Here is a 14,607-nt window from a genome sequence, read left to right as displayed (position 1 = left end):
CGCCGCGTCGCGTGGCAACCAACCCGGATGAATGGATCCCGGCCTCCGCCGGGATGACGCCGGAGGGTGAGATGAGGGCCGGAGGCTGGGGTGAGAGCGCAAGGCTGGCGGGAGTGCGGTGACGCACCTCAGACATCGGCTTGTCGAGGGAGAGTGCACGGCCCGACGCCTCGACAGCAACCTCGGCAAGCTCGCACCCACCCGCCCCACCCTCGCCGTCATCCCGGGCTTGACCCGGGATCCATACAGCCGAGGCGCTGGAAGGTCAGGTCCATCCACGCCGCGTCTCGCGTGGCAGCCAACCCGGATGGATGGATCCCGGGTCGAGCCCGGGATGACGCCGGAAGAAGTGCTCCAGCCGGCCGCGAAAACATCGCGACCGGCCAGAGGATCGTTACGCCGCGCGGCGGGCTTCCGTGTCGAGGGCGGCAAAGTCCTCGTCGGAGAGCTTGATCGAGGCGGCGGCCGTGTTTTCCTCGAGATGCTTGACGCTGCCCGTGCCGGGGATCGGCAGCATCACCTTCGAGCGCTTCAGCAGCCAGGCGAGCGCGATCTGGCCCGGCGTCGCGCCGAGCTTGCCGGCGATCTCGGTCAGCGCCGAGCCCGGCCGGGCGAGATTGCCGGAGGCGAGCGGCGCCCAGGGAATGAAGCCGATATTGTTGGCCTCGGCATAATCGAGCACGGCCTCGCTCTTGCGGTCGACGAGGTTGTACTGGTTCTGCACGGTGGTCACGGGGAAGAACTTCTGCGCCGCCTGGATGTCGGCGACGGAGACTTCCGACAGGCCGACATGGCGGATCAGGCCTTCCTTGCGCATGTCGGCGATCACCTGGAACTGCTCGTCCTTGGGTACGCGCGGATCGATCCGGTGCAGCTGCCAGAGATCGATGCGGTCGATCTTCAGGCGGCGCAGGCTCATCAGCACGCATTGACGCAGATATTCCGGCCGGCCGACCACCTGCCAGATGTTCGGACCATGCCGGGTCAGCGCGCCCTTGGTGGCGATCACGAGGTCCGTGTAGGGATGCAGAACCTCGGCGATCAGGTCCTCGCTGACATAGGGGCCGTAGCTGTCGGCGGTGTCGATCAGGTCGATGCCGAGTTCCGGCACGCGCTTCAGCGTCCGCTTCGCCTCGGCGACGTCCTTCGGCTCGCCCCAGATGCCGTCGCCGGTGATCCGCATGGCGCCGAAGCCGAGCCGGTTGACGGGCAGATCACCGCCGATCAAGAACTGACCGGACGCGGCGGCGTTGATGTCGTTTGGCATGGTGTCGTCCTTCGATGAGGAGGCCGGAAGCGACGACCTTTGCGGCACGCGCATCCAGCCGGAATCGAAATCCGCTGTGCGACGGAAAGCAGGCAAGGCACCCTGGCCGTGACACCCGCTCGTCTCGCAATGGATGCCCCCGGGAGGGGCCTCCCAGAAATGGGCGCGCGGCGGGCGATATCAAAGGGCGGCGCCGATCACGGACGCGTGAACGACGCCGCCCTCGGCTCTTCCCTAGGCGCTCGCCGTCGGACGGATGACGATTTCGCTGGTGTCGACATCGGCCGGCTGGCCGATGACATGGGCGATGGCAGCCGCGATCGCCGCCGGCTTCAGGGCGATGCTGCGATAGGCGACCATCGCCGCCGCCGCGACCGGATCGGTGATCGTGCTGGCGAGCTCCGATTCCACCACGCCCGGATAGACGCAGGTGACGCGGATCTTGTCGTTCTCCTGCCGCAGGCCATCCAAGATCGCCCGCACCGCATATTTGGTGGCGCAATAGACCGCGGCGGTCGGCACCACGGCGAGCCCGCCGATCGACGAGACATTGATGATCTGTCCCGCGCCCTGCCGGTTCATCACGGGCAACACCGCCGCGATGCCATGCAGCACGCCGCGGATGTTGACGTCGATCATGCGATCCCATTCGTCAACTTTGAGCGATGCCATCGGCGACAGCGGCATGATCCCCGCATTGTTGACGATCACGTCAATGCGTCCGAAGGCATCGACGGCCGCTTGGGCAAACTGGTTCATGCTGTCGCGATCGGTGACATCGAGCGACTTCGCCAGCACGGTTCCGCCCGCCCCTTCCAGTTCCGCTGCCAGCGCCTCGATGCGATCGGTGCGCCGCGCGCCGATCAACAGTCTCGCGTCGGCCGCTGCCAGTTCGCGCGCCAGGGCGGCGCCGATGCCGCTGCTGGCGCCCGTGATCAGAACAACCTTGTTCCGGATATCCGTCATGTCGTGCTCCTTTTGAAGACGCACCGACATCGCCCATCCCGCCCGCCGGGCGGTAGAACGGAACTCCGAGACTCTTGCACGATCGTCCAAACCGGTCGAAAGCCGGTTGCTTTGCACGGCCGCGCAATCGAAGATGCCGGCATGCGAAATTGCAATGATCTGGCGGATCTGATCGGCCGCCTTGCGCCGGAAGACGGCATCGTCGAGACGACGCTGGAGCGGGTAAGCCTTGTCCGATCATCGTCGCGGACCGAGCCGGTCCACACGCTGTACCCGCCGTCCATCTGCCTCGTCGCTCAGGGCCGGAAGCAGGTGACGATCAGCGGCCGGCCGTTTCTCTACGATCCATCGAGCTTTCTCATCGTCGGCATCGACCTGCCCGTCATCGGCGCCGTGGTGTCGGCAAGCCCCGAAGCGCCCTTCCTATGCCTGCGGCTGGAACTCGATCGCGCTTTGCTTGCCGAGATCGTCACGACGCGGGCGGACATGCCGGCGGCAGAGCAATCGTCACCGCTGGCAACCAGCGCCGCGACGCCGGGCCTGATCGATGCGGCGGTTCGATTGCTGGCTCTGACGGAGGACCAAGCCGAGGCGAGGCATCTCGCCCCGCTCGCCGAGCGGGAAATCCTGCACCGGATCCTGTCCGGCCCGCATGGCGCGCTGCTGCGCCAGATCGCCAGCGGCGAAGGCCGTCTGGGCCAGATCGAGCGCGTTGTCCGCTTCCTGCGCGGGTCGTATCGGGAGGCGTTCGCCATCGACGATCTCGCTGCCATGGCGGGCATGAGCCTGTCGAGCTTTCACGAGCATTTTCGCGCCGTCACGACCATGACGCCGCTGCAGTTCCGCAACCATATCCGGCTGCAGGAAGCGCGCCGGATGATGGTCATGGATGGCCTGTCGGCGGCCGAGGCCGGCTTTGCGGTCGGCTATGAAAGCCCGTCGCAATTCTCGCGCGACTATGTCCGCATCCACCAGCTCTCGCCCAAGCGCGATGTCGCTCGGCTGCGCGGACAGGATGCCCGGTTCGGCTAGTGGGTTCGAGACGCCCATCGAGCGGGCGTCTCGCGTCGCGCGCGGCCTCTCCGCGGGTGGCGATCTACTCCCGCCAGCTCTTCAGGCCCAGCAGCTTCTCGCCCAGCGGCGAGAGGGTCGCCGTTTCGGCGTTCGCCTTCTCCCACTCGCGCGGGTCGCCCGGGAAAGCGTCGCGGTGCGGATGGTCCAGTTCGCGCCAGAGCCGGATGCGCTCGGTGCGCTCGGCGACATTCGCCTCCTCGGCCGGATGCATCGAGATGTACTGCGCCATGCGGACGCGGTCGTCCGAATGGTTGGGCCGCACGCCATGCGCCAGCAGCGAGTTGAAGATCAGCAGGTCACCAGCCTCCATCTCGATATTGGTGATGGAGAGCCCCGTCGTGTTGGGATGCATCGGGTCGCGGTCGTCCGGCTGGGTCTTCACCCATTCGTCAAAATTCGCGAACAGCTCGGGGATACACTGGAAGCCACCGACATCGCCATCCTGCTTCTTCAGGCTCAGCACGCCCTGCACGCCGATCGGCGGGGGAACGAGCGAGGTATCGGCGTCCCAGTGGATGAAGCCATTCGGGTTGCCCTTCACCTTCTTCGGCGGGTTCAGATTGGCGCGGTCGATCGTCACCCAGAGGTCCTCGCGGTCCCAGATGTCGACGAAGGCGTCATAGATCCGGCTCTCCTGGCGATTGTCCCAGAGATACTGGTGATTGTAGATCTCCAGCATGCCGGTGCCGTTCAGCTCCTTCATGATGTGATCGCGGCGCTGCGGCGCATACCAGGTGGCGGGATCGGCCGGGTCCTTCTCGTCGAACTGCCAGAGCAGGTCGACCAGCCGCTCGACATTCTCCTTCGGCACGGCCTGGCGCACGATGACATAGCCGCGCGTGATCCAGTGCTGCCAGTCTTCCTCGCTGAGCACGCGCAAAGGCAGCGTCTTCGCGATGTCCTTCAGCTGCGTTTCCTGGTGCGTGGTCGGATGGCTGTCGCGCTTGACGCCGGCATTGGCGGCCATGGACATCGTCTCTCTCCCTGATCTCCCACATCCCTCGCGGATGCCTCAGGAGAAAGACTAGCGATCGGCGCCGACGCGTGTTCGCTAATCCCGGCAAAAACTGATACGATTCTGGCGTCGATGAGCCCGAGGGATCCAGATGAAGCCGTTTCTCGAGAGATTGGCGCTGCCGGACGGAGCCTCCTGGGCGACGCTCAACCGTCGCCTCGACGGCGAGATCCCCTTCCAGTGGCATCATCACCCCGAGTTCGAACTGACGCTGACGCTGAACTCGCGCGGCCAGCGCTTCATCGGCGACCATATCGGCAGCTATGACGATGGCGACCTCGTGCTGGTCGGCCCCAACCTGCCGCATAGCTGGTGCTCGGCCGCCAAGGTCGAGGAAGCGGCGCCGCATGTCGCTCTGGTGATGTGGTTCCTGCCGCAATGGACGGTGCCGCTCGGCAGCGTGTTCACCGAACTGCGCGCCGTCGCCGCCATGCTGGCGCGGGCAAAGACGGGCCTGAAGTTCTCCGACGCCGCTGCGGCCGGGGCGAGGCCGCTGATCGAGGCGCTCTTCGCGCTGCCGCCGGACGAGCGGCTGATCCAGCTCCTGCACGTACTGGCGCGGCTTGCCCGCGACGCCGACGCCGTGCCGCTCGCCTCGCCCCTGGCGATCGCCGACGACAGGCCGATGGATCGCGGCCGGATCGACCGCGTGCTCGACCATGTGCACCGGCATTTCGCCGAGCGGCTGACGCTGGATGGCCTCGCGGACATCGCCGCGCTGAGCCCGTCCGGGCTGCACCGGCTGTTCCTGCGCCATACCGGCCAGAGCGTGACGGGCTATCTGGCGCGCCTGCGCATCGGCGCCGCCTGCGCGCTGCTTTCGGGTGGGACGCGGCCGATCGCCATGATCGCCGACGAGGTCGGCTACGACTCGCTCGCGAACTTCAACCGCCAGTTCAAGGCGCAACGCGGCCTGACGCCGAGGCAGTACCGGCAACGGTTTCGGATGGGTGGGTAAGGCCCCACGCCCGCCGTCATCCTCGCGAAGGCGAGGATCCATGCGGCAGTGACATCGGGAGTTCGGGCTGCAAGGAACCGGCAAAGGTACCTCTTCACCTCTCCCTGAGGGAGAGGTCGACGCATGAAGTGCGGCGGGTGAGGGTTTACGGCCTCACGGACAAGTTCCCTAAACCCTGACCCGGAGCTTCGCTCCGACCTCTCCCCATGGGAGAGGTGGAGAAAGCGAGCCTCGTTCGCGTGCGGGAAAGGGCACAGGCGAGCCCCCTCTCCCGCTCGCGGGAGAGGGTTGGGGTGAGGGTCTGCCGGAAAGCGTCCCTACCCCTCCGGCTTCTCCGTCTCCGGGATCTGGCCCGGCCATTCGACGATGAATTCCTCATATTCCTCGACCGGGATATCGCTCTCGCTCACCGTGCGGCCGGAGGTCGAGATGCCGGCGTCGTGCACCGTCTCCGGGTCGCCGGAGACCAGCGGGTGCCACCAGTAGAGGTCGCGGCCCTCGGCGATCAGGCGGTAGCCGCAGGTCGGCGGCAGCCAGGTCAGCGTGCGCACCGTCTTGGGGTCGAGCGGGATGCAATCGGGCACGAAATCATGCCGGTTGGGATAATCCCGGCAGCGGCAGGTATCCTCATCCAGCAATTCGCAGGCGATCGCCGTCCAGACGATCTCGCCGGTGTCCCAGTCTTCCAGCTTGTTGAGGCAGCAGCGGGCGCAACCGTCGCAGAGCGATTCCCATTGCGTCGGGTTCATCTCCTCCAGGGTCAGGCGCTTCCAGAACGGCGCTTCCTCGGTCTCGGGCGCGGATGCCAGGGCGACATCCTGTTGCGCGGAGGCCGCAGCGTCGCGTGCGTCCTTTCCTTGCAAGGGCATGGAGATTGCGTATCCTTTGTCGATCGGCGAAAACCGGCCAGGGCTGGGGGCGGTCTGTTCACCGAGCATTCCGAATGGCGCTATATAGTGCCGGAATGTGATGTTTCGACGGCCTTTTAGAACCATTCGACCTCTATTGGAACAGCCCTTGCGCAAGCTTCAGCATCGTATCGCGGCATGGATCGGCGGCTGGAAGCCCAGCGCGAACCGTCCGGCGGACGCGGCTGGCGATCCGGCCTCCCCGGCGGAGAAGGCCGCGCAAGACGATGCGCCGGCAAGCCCCGCGCCCGCGAAATCGCCCCGGCTGCGACTGATCGAGATCGACGCCTTCATCGATTCCGCGCTGTACCGGATCTGGACCGGGCTAAAGGACGGCGCCGAGGCGCTGTCGCGCTTTGCCCGCCGCTTCCGCATGACCGGCTGGCGCCGCGCGCCGTTCGAGATCCTGGGCGACGGGCTGACCATGGCGGTCGGCGGCGGCATCGTCATGCTGACGCTGGCCTTGCCGGCCTTCGACGCCACCAAGCAGGACTGGCTGGCGCAATCGGATTATTCCGTCACCTTCCTCGACCGCTACGGCGCCGAGATCGGCAAGCGCGGCGTGCGCCATTCGGAATCCGTCCCGCTGGAGGAAATGCCGGACAGCCTGATCAAGGCGACGCTCGCCACCGAGGACCGGCGCTTCTACACGCATTTCGGCATCGACATCATCGGCACGGGACGCGCGCTGATGGAAAACCTGCGCAATGACGCCGTGCGCCAGGGCGGCTCGTCGATCACCCAGCAGCTGGCGAAGAACCTGTTCCTGTCGAACGAGCGCACGCTCGACCGCAAGATCAAGGAAGCCTTCCTCGCGCTCTATCTCGAGAGCAACCTCTCCAAGCACGACATCCTGCAGCTCTATCTCGACCGCGCCTATATGGGCGGCGGCAATTTCGGCGCGGCGGCGGCGGCCGAGTTCTATTTCGGCAAGAAGGTCACCGACATCAACCTGGCCGAGGCGGCGATGCTGTCCGGGCTCTACAAGGCCCCCGCCCGCTACGCGCCGCATATCAACCTGCCGGCAGCGCGCGCCCGCGCCAATGACGTGCTGACCAACATGGTGCAGGCCGGCTTCATGACCGAGGGCCAGGTGATGGGCGCGCGGCGCAAGCCGGCCGACGTCGTGCGCAAGGCCGCCGACACCGCACCCGACTATTTCCTCGACTGGGCCTTCGACGAGGTCAAGAAGCAGGTGCCGGATGGCGACCGCAGCCTGATCGTCCGCTCGACCGTCGACGTCAACATCCAGAAGACCGCCGATGAGGCGATCGAGAGCGCGCTGCGCGATTCCGGCGAGCGCTACCGGGTCAGCCAGGCGGCGATGGTGGTGGCCGAGCCGGATGGCGCGGTGCGCGCTTTGGTCGGCGGCCGCGACTATGGCGAGAGCCAGTTCAACCGCGCCACCGATGCGCTGCGCCAGCCGGGCTCGTCGTTCAAGCCCTTCGTCTACACGGCGGCGCTGCAGCACGGCTATACGCCGAAGAGCATCGTGGTCGACGCGCCGATCTCGATCGGCAACTGGTCGCCGAAGAATTATGGCGGCCGCTATATGGGCTCGATCCAGCTCACCACGGCGCTGATCCATTCGCTGAACACGGTCGCGGTGCGGCTGGCCGGTGCCGTCGGCCGGCCAGCGATCATCGACCTCGCCCACCGCATGGGCATCACCACCAACATCATCAATTCGAAGTCGTTGCCTCTCGGCGCGACCGATGTCCGCGTGCTCGACATGACCGGCGCCTATGCGGTGTTCGCCAATGGCGGCCTCAAGGCGACGCCCTATGCCTTCACGCAGATCCTCAACAGCCAGGGCCAGGTGGTGTTCGACCGCAAGCGCGACGTGCCGCCGCCCGAGCGCGTGCTCGACGAGAAGACCGTCGGCATGATGGACTACATGCTCGGCCAGGTGCCGGAGCGCGGCACCGGCCGCGCCGCCAAGCTGCAGGGCATCAAGACCGCCGGCAAGACCGGCACCACCAATGCCTATCGCGACGCCTGGTTCATGGGCTTCACCGGCAATTATGTCGGCGGCGTCTGGTTCGGCAATGACGACTTCACCTCGACCAACAAGATGACGGGCGGCTCGCTGCCGGCGCAGACCTGGAACCGGGTGATGACCTATGCCCATAACGGCATCGAGCTGAAGCCCATCCCCTATATCGATGAGCCGGCCTCGGACGGTCCGCGCCCTGCCCCGGCGGTCGCCAGCACCGACGCGGACCAGCGCCCGCTGTCGCTTTCGGCGCGCACGACCGAGCGGCTGATCGCGCTGGAAAAGCTGCTGGAAACGGCGCCGCCGCTGAAGCCGCTCAACGCCGTCTCGTTCGACTCCGGCGAGGCGATCCGCGCCGCGGCGCTGGAAGGCACGCCCTAGGCGCGCCCTCGGGGCCCCGGCCCACGCCTGTGCAACCGGAGCCCGGGCGCGCGGCGCTCTCCCTTGTTCCGTCACGAGCCTCCACAGTTGCCCAATTCCGCCGCAGGCACGCCTGTATTTCCGCGCGAATGCCCGCCATGCGTGTGCGGATTTCGTTCAAATTTTGAAATATATTATCGTATATCTAGAATAGAATGGGGAGATATGACGCATTACGTAGCAACAATTCGGAAACTATACGCAGAAACCGAAATGTAGACGCCGATTCTGTCACACGCTTGTTGCGAGAAAGCTACAGACTTCAGGTGCCGTCCGCGATATTCAATGAATTCGGACGTTATGGAGGGCGACATGAGGAAGACGGCACGTGCAGCGGCGCTTGGGCTTGGGATGACCTTCGGCTTGGCTGGCGCGGCCGGCGCTGCCGACCTGACAGTCCCCTATGAGCCAGTTCCCGCGCCCGAGCCCGCCTTCACCTGGACCGGCCTCTATATCGGCGCCCATGGCGGCTATGCCTGGTCGGACTTCTCCAACGAAGGGATCGCGGCCTATGGCGATCTGAAGCCCGATGGCTGGTTCGGCGGCGGCCAGGCCGGTTACAACTACCAGTTCGCGAATAATGTCGTGCTCGGAATCGAGGCCGACGTCTCCTTCGGCGACCAGAAGGACAGCCTTTCGGCCGTGATCGGCGACCCGCTGGAAAATGCGGTCACGCTCGACTACGCCGCCAAGATCGACGCCTTCGGCACCGTGCGCGCCCGCGCCGGCTATGCGGTCGACCGGTTCCTGCCCTATGTCACCGGCGGTCTCGCCTGGGCCAATGCCGAATTGGACTTCCACAACCAGATCATCGCGGACGGCAATGTCGCCGTCGACCTCAGCGCGTCCGACAAGCAGACCTTCACCGGCTGGACGATCGGCGCCGGCCTCGAATATGCCGTGACCAACAACATCACGGCCAAGGTCGAATATCTCTATGCCGATCTCGGCTCGAAGGATTTCGACCTGGGAAACCCGGTCTCCGCCGACATAACCATGCAGACGGTCAAGTTCGGCCTCAACTACAAGTTCTGACCGCCCGGGCGTCTCGGACCGGGAAGCGCCCCACTCCCGGTCCGCCGCGTCTGCGCGGCCTTGCGGCGTGTGGAATGCCCCTTCGCTGCCGCCTGCCCGGCTTCCGGCGCCCCCGTCCGGAAGAGAAGCGCTGTTGCAGCGACACCACAGACAGCGCAGCGGCTGAACGCTAAGTTCCCCTAAGTTATGGGGGACTAAATGCTTAAGAAATTTATTGGAATCTCTTTCCTTGCCGCGCTCGGCATGGCCCAGGCCGCGCAGGCTGCGGACCTCGCGGTCGTCGAGGAGACGGTAATCGTTGCCCCTGCATTCAGCTGGACCGGCTTCTATGCGGGCGTGCATGTTGGCTATGGCTGGGCGGACCTGACCAGCGAGTTCAACGATTCCCTTTTCGGCGGCGAAGGCAGCAGCCCTGACGGTTGGCTCGCCGGTGGCCAGGTCGGCTACAACTACCAGTTCTCGAACAATATCGTGCTCGGCATCGAGGCCGACGCGTCCTTTTCAAACCTGAAGGACAGCGCCAGCCTCTACACGACGGTCAACCTCAACGACGAGGACTATTTCCTCGACGCCGTCAGCCAGACGAAGATCTCGCCGCTCGGCACCGTCCGCGCGCGCGCGGGCTATGCCGTCGACCGCTTCTTGCCCTATGTCACGGGCGGTTTTGCCTGGGCCAATGCCAAGTCAACGGTCCGGGTCGACACCGACTACACCCCCGTTGCGGGCTTTAACACCAGTGACAGCCAGATCTTCACCGGATGGACGGTCGGCGCAGGCCTCGAATATGCCGTGACCAACAACATCACGGCCAAGATCGAATATCTCTATGCCGACCTCGGCAAGAAGGATTTCAACTACGGCCCCAACTTCCAGAGCGAAGGCGATCTCTCCTCGCTGGAGACCGTCAAGCTCGGCCTGAACTACAAGTTCTGACCGACGCCTGACGTCGACCCGACCCGAAGCCCCCGCGCCGTCGTGCCCGGGGGCTTTTTTTTCGCCGCTTGGCGCAACGGCACCTTCGCGGGATCAGGCCCTTGCGCATGAGCCCAGACCCGATTCATTCTGTCGCCCCGCGTCTCGCCCGGAGTACTCCATGACCGTTGCCGCCGCCGTCGATACCGCCGCCTCCGCCGCCCAGGAGAAGCGCGCCGCGCGTCTCGACGCGGTCATCGACAGCGCGATCCGCGACGGCGTGATCGTCGGCGCCGTGGTGCTGGTCGCCGAGGACGGCAAGCTCGCCTACCGGCGCACGGCTGGCCATGCCGACCGGGAAGCCGGACGCCGCACCACGGAAGACACGATCTTCCGCCTGGCCTCCGTGACCAAGCCGCTCGTCGCCGCCGCCGCGCTGTCGCTGGCCGAAGCCGGCGTGATCGGGCTCGACGACCCGGTGACGCGCTTCCTGCCCGATTTCCGGCCGAAGCTTGCCGATGGCAGCGAGCCGGTGATCACCATCCGCCACCTGCTCACCCACACCAGCGGGCTGATCTATGGCTATCCCAAGGAAGCCGGCATATCGGAGGGGCTCGACCAGCCCGGTCGCGGCATGGATGAAAACCTGGCGAAGATCGCCGCGCAGCCGCTCGCCTTCGCGCCCGGCACGTCCTGGTATTATTCCGTCGGTATCGACGTCCTGGGCGGGCTGCTCGAAAAGGCGACCGGCCAGAGCCTGCCGGACATCGTCGCCAGCCAGGTGACGAAGCCGCTCGGCCTTGCCGACACCGGCTTCCTGCCCAGCGATCCCGCCCGGCTCGCCGTGGCCTATGCCGATGGCGATCCGCGCCCGACGCCGATGGCCGACCACCAGGCCGTGACGGGCCTCGCGATCGAGGGCACGATTAATTTCGCGCCGAACCGCAATTTCGATCCGAACTCGTTCCCCTCGGGCGGCGCAGGCATGTTCGGCACGGCGGGCGACTTCCTGACCTTCCTCGAAGCGATGCGCACGGGCGGCGCGCCGGTGCTTTCGGCGGAAAGCCTGGCACTGCTGTCGCAGAACGCGATCGGTACGTTCGACACCGGCGTGCCGGGCCGCGGCTTCAGCCTCGGCTGGTCGATCACCCATGACCCGGCCGCCGGCGCCTCGCCCTTCTCGCCCGGCACCTGGCAATGGGGCGGCGTCTACGGCCATTCCTGGTTCGTCGATCCCGTCCGCAAGCTGTCGGTGGTGTCGTTCTCGAACACGGCCTTCGCCGGCGTCGCCGGCCCCTACCCCGACGCCATCAAGGCCGCCGTTTACGGGTAAGTTGCGTTCGCCGCGCCCCTTACCTCTCCCTGAGGGAGAGGTGAAGAGTCTACGCGTCGCCTCAAGCCGCCTCGGCGGCGTCCTCGCCAAAGCCCTTGGTGACCGCGTCGGGCAGGCCGAACAGGCCGTCGAACGCCCAGTTGAACACGAACATGTAGATCGGGAAGAACACGATCAGCGCAGTATCGAGGATCAGCGCCTCGACGAGCGACATCTCCATCCACCACGCCATCAGCGGAATGAGGAACACCAGCAGCGTCACCTGGAAGCCGAGCGCATGCAGCACGCGGCGGCCGAACGAGCGCGACCGCGCCGGGCGCGACGCCTCCCAGCGCTCGAACAGGCTCGTATAGGCAAGGTTGACCGTAATCGCGAGCGCCGAGGTCATCACCGCGAGCGGGCCGGTATGCGAGGGCGCTGTGCCGGAAAGATAGGCAAGGATCAGCGCCGATATGAGGATCCCGGTCACCTCGAATGTCGAGATATAGACCACCCTGCGAAGAACACCCTGCACCGAAACAACCTCTTGGCTAGCGCCGGACCGACCGGCTGGAGGCGGGCTTATAGGCGCTTTCGCAGATCGAAAAAGTTGCCATCTGTCAATTCGACTGATAGATCGCCGCCATGACCTTTTCCAGCGACAGCATCGCGCTCTTCCTGGCGGTGATCGACCACGGCTCGTTTTCCGCCGCCGCGCGGGCGCTGCGCCGCGTGCCCTCCGCCGTCAGCATGGGCATCGGCCATCTCGAGGCCGAGCTCGGCTATGCGCTGTTCGAGCGGCGCGCCCGGCAGGTCTTCCCCACCGCCGCGGCGCAGGCCCTGCTGCCGCAGGCGCGGCTGATCGCCGAGCAGCTGAAGCAGATCGACGCCCATGCCGCCGGGCTCTCGGAGGGGCTGGAGACCCGGCTCTCGATCGGCATCGGCGCGGAAATCGACAGCGCCCGCCTGATGCAGGCGATTTCCGCCGTCGCCCGGCACTATCCGCTGCTGGCGATCGAGGTGGTCGCCGCGCCGCATGACGACATCATCCGCCAGATGCGCCGCGCCGAGATCGACCTCTGCGTCGCCTATGGCGAGCTGGAAACCAGTTTGCAGGAGGATTTCCAGTTCGTCGGCACGGAAACGCTGGTCGCGGTCGTCTCGGCGCATCACGAGTCCGAGCTGCTGGCGGCGGAGACCCTGCGGCTCGACGATTTGTTCCAGCACCGCCAGATCGTCATCGCCAGCCGCGAGCTGCCGCTCTCCAATTTCCGCCAGCTGATCGCGCCCACTTTCTGGCGCATCGACAACCTCGCGACCGCCGTCAACATGGTGAAATCCGGCCTCGGCTGGGCCAACCTGCCGCTCGCCATCGCCGAGCCGCTGCGCCGTGACGGCTGCGTGCGCATCCTGCCCTTCAGCAATGTCACCAACGGCCTGAAGCTACCGCTCTATGCCCGCTGGATGAAGCAGAACCCGCCGGGCAAGGCGGGACAGGAACTGCTCTCGCTGCTCAAGGCCGGCTGATCGCCGCCGCCCCTCGCCCTCGCAAAACGCCCCTCCGCCACCAAGCTCCGCCTTGGCAAGGACAAACCGTCTCTGTATACGCTCCATAAACGGATCATATACGGAGCATGCCATGGGCATCGTGAACATCGACGACGACCTGCACGAGCAATTGCGCCGGGCGAGCAAGGTGTCGCTGCGGTCGATCAACGCCCAGGCCGCCTACTGGATCAAGATCGGCATGCTCTGCGAAACCAACCCGACGCTGACCTTCACCGAGATCATGGAGCGCGAGCTTGCCTCCGCCGGCGTCTCGGCCGCGTCGCTTTCCGCGAGCGCCGCATGACCAAGGATCCGCAGGAACTGGCGCTGATGGCGCAATCCGGCCGGCTGCTGGCCTCCGTCTTCGAGAGGCTCGACCGCACGCCGCTGATCGGCCAGTCGACGCTCGCGATCAACGATCAGGTCGAGCGCTTCATCGTCGACGAACTCCAGGCCCGCCCCGCCAGCAAGGGCCAGTACGGCTTCGGCTTCGTGCTCAATTCGTCGATCAACGACGTCGTCTGCCACGGCATCCCCTCCATGTCGGACGTGCTGCGCGACGGCGACATCGTCAATTTCGACATCACGCTGGAGAAGAACGGTTTTATCGCCGATTCCAGCAAGACCTACCTCGTCGGCACGGTGAACCCGGCGGCGCGCAACCTGGTCCAGACCACCTATGAGGCGCTGTGGATGGGCATCAGGGCGGTGCGCCCCGGCGCGAAGCTCGGCGATATCGGCTTCGCGATCGAGCGCCACGCCAAGCGCAACGGCTATTCGGTGGTGCATGATTATTGCGGCCACGGCATCGGCCGCGAGATGCACGAGGATCCGCAGATCCTGCATTTCGGCAAGCCCGGCACCGGGCTGACGATGCGCGAGGGCATGGTGTTCACCATCGAGCCGATGCTCAATCGCGGCCGCCGCGCCGTGACGACGCAGGAGGATGGCTGGACGGTGGTGACGAAGGACGGCTCGCTCTCGGCCCAGTTCGAGCACACCGTCGCCGTCACCGCCTCCGGCGTCTCGGTGCTGACCCGCCGGGCCGACGAGCGCGGCTAGAGCGTTTTTTTCCCAACGAAGCGGATGCCGGTTCGCGGCAAGCAAACGCGACCCGACGAGGGTCCGAGCTTCCCTGTTCAGGAAAACGGCGAAAGCTCCAGCGACGGCGGCAACGGATCCGAGCGCCCCACTCT

General features: G+C 66.0%; 14 protein-coding genes. 9 read left to right on the top strand and 5 right to left on the bottom strand.

What is annotated here, in order from left to right:
- Positions 1-394 precede the first annotated feature (394 nt).
- Positions 395-1,267, bottom strand: a complete 873-nt coding sequence (locus ACHMWQ_RS11350) for an aldo/keto reductase (protein ID WP_396307532.1) — start codon at positions 1,265-1,267, stop codon at positions 395-397.
- A 234-nt stretch (positions 1,268-1,501) separates the two neighbouring features.
- On the bottom strand, positions 1,502-2,233 hold the full coding sequence (locus ACHMWQ_RS11345; protein WP_396307531.1) for an SDR family oxidoreductase: 732 nt from the start codon (positions 2,231-2,233) through the stop codon (positions 1,502-1,504).
- 141 nt (positions 2,234-2,374) lie between these two features.
- On the opposite strand from ACHMWQ_RS11345, the gene ACHMWQ_RS11340 reads away from it, so the two are divergent.
- Positions 2,375-3,265: an AraC family transcriptional regulator N-terminal domain-containing protein gene (locus ACHMWQ_RS11340; RefSeq protein WP_396307530.1), complete on the top strand. Its 891-nt coding sequence runs from the start codon at positions 2,375-2,377 to the stop codon at positions 3,263-3,265.
- Between the two features lie 64 nt (positions 3,266-3,329).
- Here ACHMWQ_RS11340 and ACHMWQ_RS11335 read toward each other — a convergent pair whose 3' ends face one another.
- The gene (locus ACHMWQ_RS11335) at positions 3,330-4,274 is read right to left on the bottom strand and encodes a phytanoyl-CoA dioxygenase family protein (RefSeq protein ID WP_396309431.1); all 945 of its coding nucleotides are present in this window, start codon (positions 4,272-4,274) and stop codon (positions 3,330-3,332) included.
- Between the two features lie 139 nt (positions 4,275-4,413).
- Here ACHMWQ_RS11335 and ACHMWQ_RS11330 point away from each other — a divergent pair, with 139 nt between their 5' ends.
- Positions 4,414-5,280, top strand: a complete 867-nt coding sequence (locus tag ACHMWQ_RS11330) for a helix-turn-helix domain-containing protein (protein ID WP_396307529.1) — start codon at positions 4,414-4,416, stop codon at positions 5,278-5,280.
- Between the two features lie 317 nt (positions 5,281-5,597).
- Here the strand turns inward: ACHMWQ_RS11330 and ACHMWQ_RS11325 are convergent, their stop codons facing one another.
- A complete protein-coding gene (locus tag ACHMWQ_RS11325) occupies positions 5,598-6,029 on the bottom strand; it encodes a YcgN family cysteine cluster protein (RefSeq protein ID WP_396309430.1) in 432 nt (143 codons plus the stop codon).
- 424 nt (positions 6,030-6,453) lie between these two features.
- Between ACHMWQ_RS11325 and ACHMWQ_RS11320 the strand changes: the two genes are divergently transcribed.
- The 4 genes from ACHMWQ_RS11320 (at position 6,454) to ACHMWQ_RS11305 (ending at position 11,884) form a co-directional block, all read left to right on the top strand.
- Complete coding sequence (locus tag ACHMWQ_RS11320) at positions 6,454-8,565, top strand: transglycosylase domain-containing protein (protein WP_396309429.1); 2,112 nt, start codon at positions 6,454-6,456, stop codon at positions 8,563-8,565.
- Positions 8,566-8,916: 351 nt separating this feature from the next.
- The gene (locus tag ACHMWQ_RS11315) at positions 8,917-9,639 is read left to right on the top strand and encodes an outer membrane protein (RefSeq protein WP_396307528.1); all 723 of its coding nucleotides are present in this window, start codon (positions 8,917-8,919) and stop codon (positions 9,637-9,639) included.
- 198 nt (positions 9,640-9,837) lie between these two features.
- The gene (locus ACHMWQ_RS11310; protein ID WP_396307527.1) at positions 9,838-10,572 is read left to right on the top strand and encodes an outer membrane protein; all 735 of its coding nucleotides are present in this window, start codon (positions 9,838-9,840) and stop codon (positions 10,570-10,572) included.
- Between the two features lie 160 nt (positions 10,573-10,732).
- Positions 10,733-11,884 carry a serine hydrolase domain-containing protein gene (locus tag ACHMWQ_RS11305; protein WP_396307526.1) on the top strand — a complete coding sequence of 384 codons (1,152 nt, stop codon included), beginning with the start codon at positions 10,733-10,735 and terminating at the stop codon, positions 11,882-11,884.
- A gap of 61 nt (positions 11,885-11,945) precedes the next feature.
- On the opposite strand, the gene ACHMWQ_RS11300 is transcribed toward ACHMWQ_RS11305, so the two are convergent.
- A complete protein-coding gene (locus ACHMWQ_RS11300; protein WP_396307525.1) occupies positions 11,946-12,398 on the bottom strand; it encodes a PACE efflux transporter in 453 nt (150 codons plus the stop codon).
- Between the two features lie 110 nt (positions 12,399-12,508).
- Here ACHMWQ_RS11300 and ACHMWQ_RS11295 point away from each other — a divergent pair, with 110 nt between their 5' ends.
- The 3 genes from ACHMWQ_RS11295 (at position 12,509) to map (ending at position 14,473) form a co-directional block, all read left to right on the top strand.
- Positions 12,509-13,390, top strand: a complete 882-nt coding sequence (locus tag ACHMWQ_RS11295) for a LysR family transcriptional regulator (RefSeq protein ID WP_396307524.1) — start codon at positions 12,509-12,511, stop codon at positions 13,388-13,390.
- 112 nt (positions 13,391-13,502) lie between these two features.
- Positions 13,503-13,715 (top strand): ParD-like family protein, encoded by a 213-nt coding sequence (locus ACHMWQ_RS11290; protein WP_266333128.1) that lies wholly within the window; start codon positions 13,503-13,505, stop codon positions 13,713-13,715.
- Complete coding sequence (gene map / locus ACHMWQ_RS11285) at positions 13,712-14,473, top strand: type I methionyl aminopeptidase (protein ID WP_396307523.1); 762 nt, start codon at positions 13,712-13,714, stop codon at positions 14,471-14,473. The genes ACHMWQ_RS11290 and map overlap by 4 nt, the downstream gene beginning before the upstream one ends.
- The last annotated feature ends 134 nt before the right edge of the window (positions 14,474-14,607 follow it).

It is taken from the genome of Kaistia sp. UC242_56, from assembly GCF_044452255.1.
Lineage (GTDB): Bacteria > Pseudomonadota > Alphaproteobacteria > Rhizobiales > Kaistiaceae > Kaistia > Kaistia defluvii_A.
Note: the sequence above shows the minus strand (reverse complement) of the source record. Positions and strands in the feature narration are given on the sequence as shown.

What these genes read in the sequence shown, in the direction of transcription:
- ACHMWQ_RS11345 (WP_396307531.1), bottom strand. Translation starts at nt 2,233, where the DNA reads ATGACGGATATCCGGAACAAGGTTGTTCTGATCACGGGCGCCAGCAGC.
- ACHMWQ_RS11340 (WP_396307530.1), top strand. Translation starts at nt 2,375, where the DNA reads ATGCGAAATTGCAATGATCTGGCGGATCTGATCGGCCGCCTTGCGCCG.
- ACHMWQ_RS11290 (WP_266333128.1), top strand. Translation starts at nt 13,503, where the DNA reads ATGGGCATCGTGAACATCGACGACGACCTGCACGAGCAATTGCGCCGG.
- ACHMWQ_RS11295 (WP_396307524.1), top strand. Translation starts at nt 12,509, where the DNA reads ATGACCTTTTCCAGCGACAGCATCGCGCTCTTCCTGGCGGTGATCGAC.
- map (WP_396307523.1), top strand. Translation starts at nt 13,712, where the DNA reads ATGACCAAGGATCCGCAGGAACTGGCGCTGATGGCGCAATCCGGCCGG.
- ACHMWQ_RS11330 (WP_396307529.1), top strand. Translation starts at nt 4,414, where the DNA reads ATGAAGCCGTTTCTCGAGAGATTGGCGCTGCCGGACGGAGCCTCCTGG.
- ACHMWQ_RS11350 (WP_396307532.1), bottom strand. Translation starts at nt 1,267, where the DNA reads ATGCCAAACGACATCAACGCCGCCGCGTCCGGTCAGTTCTTGATCGGC.
- ACHMWQ_RS11305 (WP_396307526.1), top strand. Translation starts at nt 10,733, where the DNA reads ATGACCGTTGCCGCCGCCGTCGATACCGCCGCCTCCGCCGCCCAGGAG.
- ACHMWQ_RS11325 (WP_396309430.1), bottom strand. Translation starts at nt 6,029, where the DNA reads ATGAACCCGACGCAATGGGAATCGCTCTGCGACGGTTGCGCCCGCTGC.
- ACHMWQ_RS11315 (WP_396307528.1), top strand. Translation starts at nt 8,917, where the DNA reads ATGAGGAAGACGGCACGTGCAGCGGCGCTTGGGCTTGGGATGACCTTC.
- ACHMWQ_RS11335 (WP_396309431.1), bottom strand. Translation starts at nt 4,274, where the DNA reads ATGGCCGCCAATGCCGGCGTCAAGCGCGACAGCCATCCGACCACGCAC.
- ACHMWQ_RS11310 (WP_396307527.1), top strand. Translation starts at nt 9,838, where the DNA reads ATGCTTAAGAAATTTATTGGAATCTCTTTCCTTGCCGCGCTCGGCATG.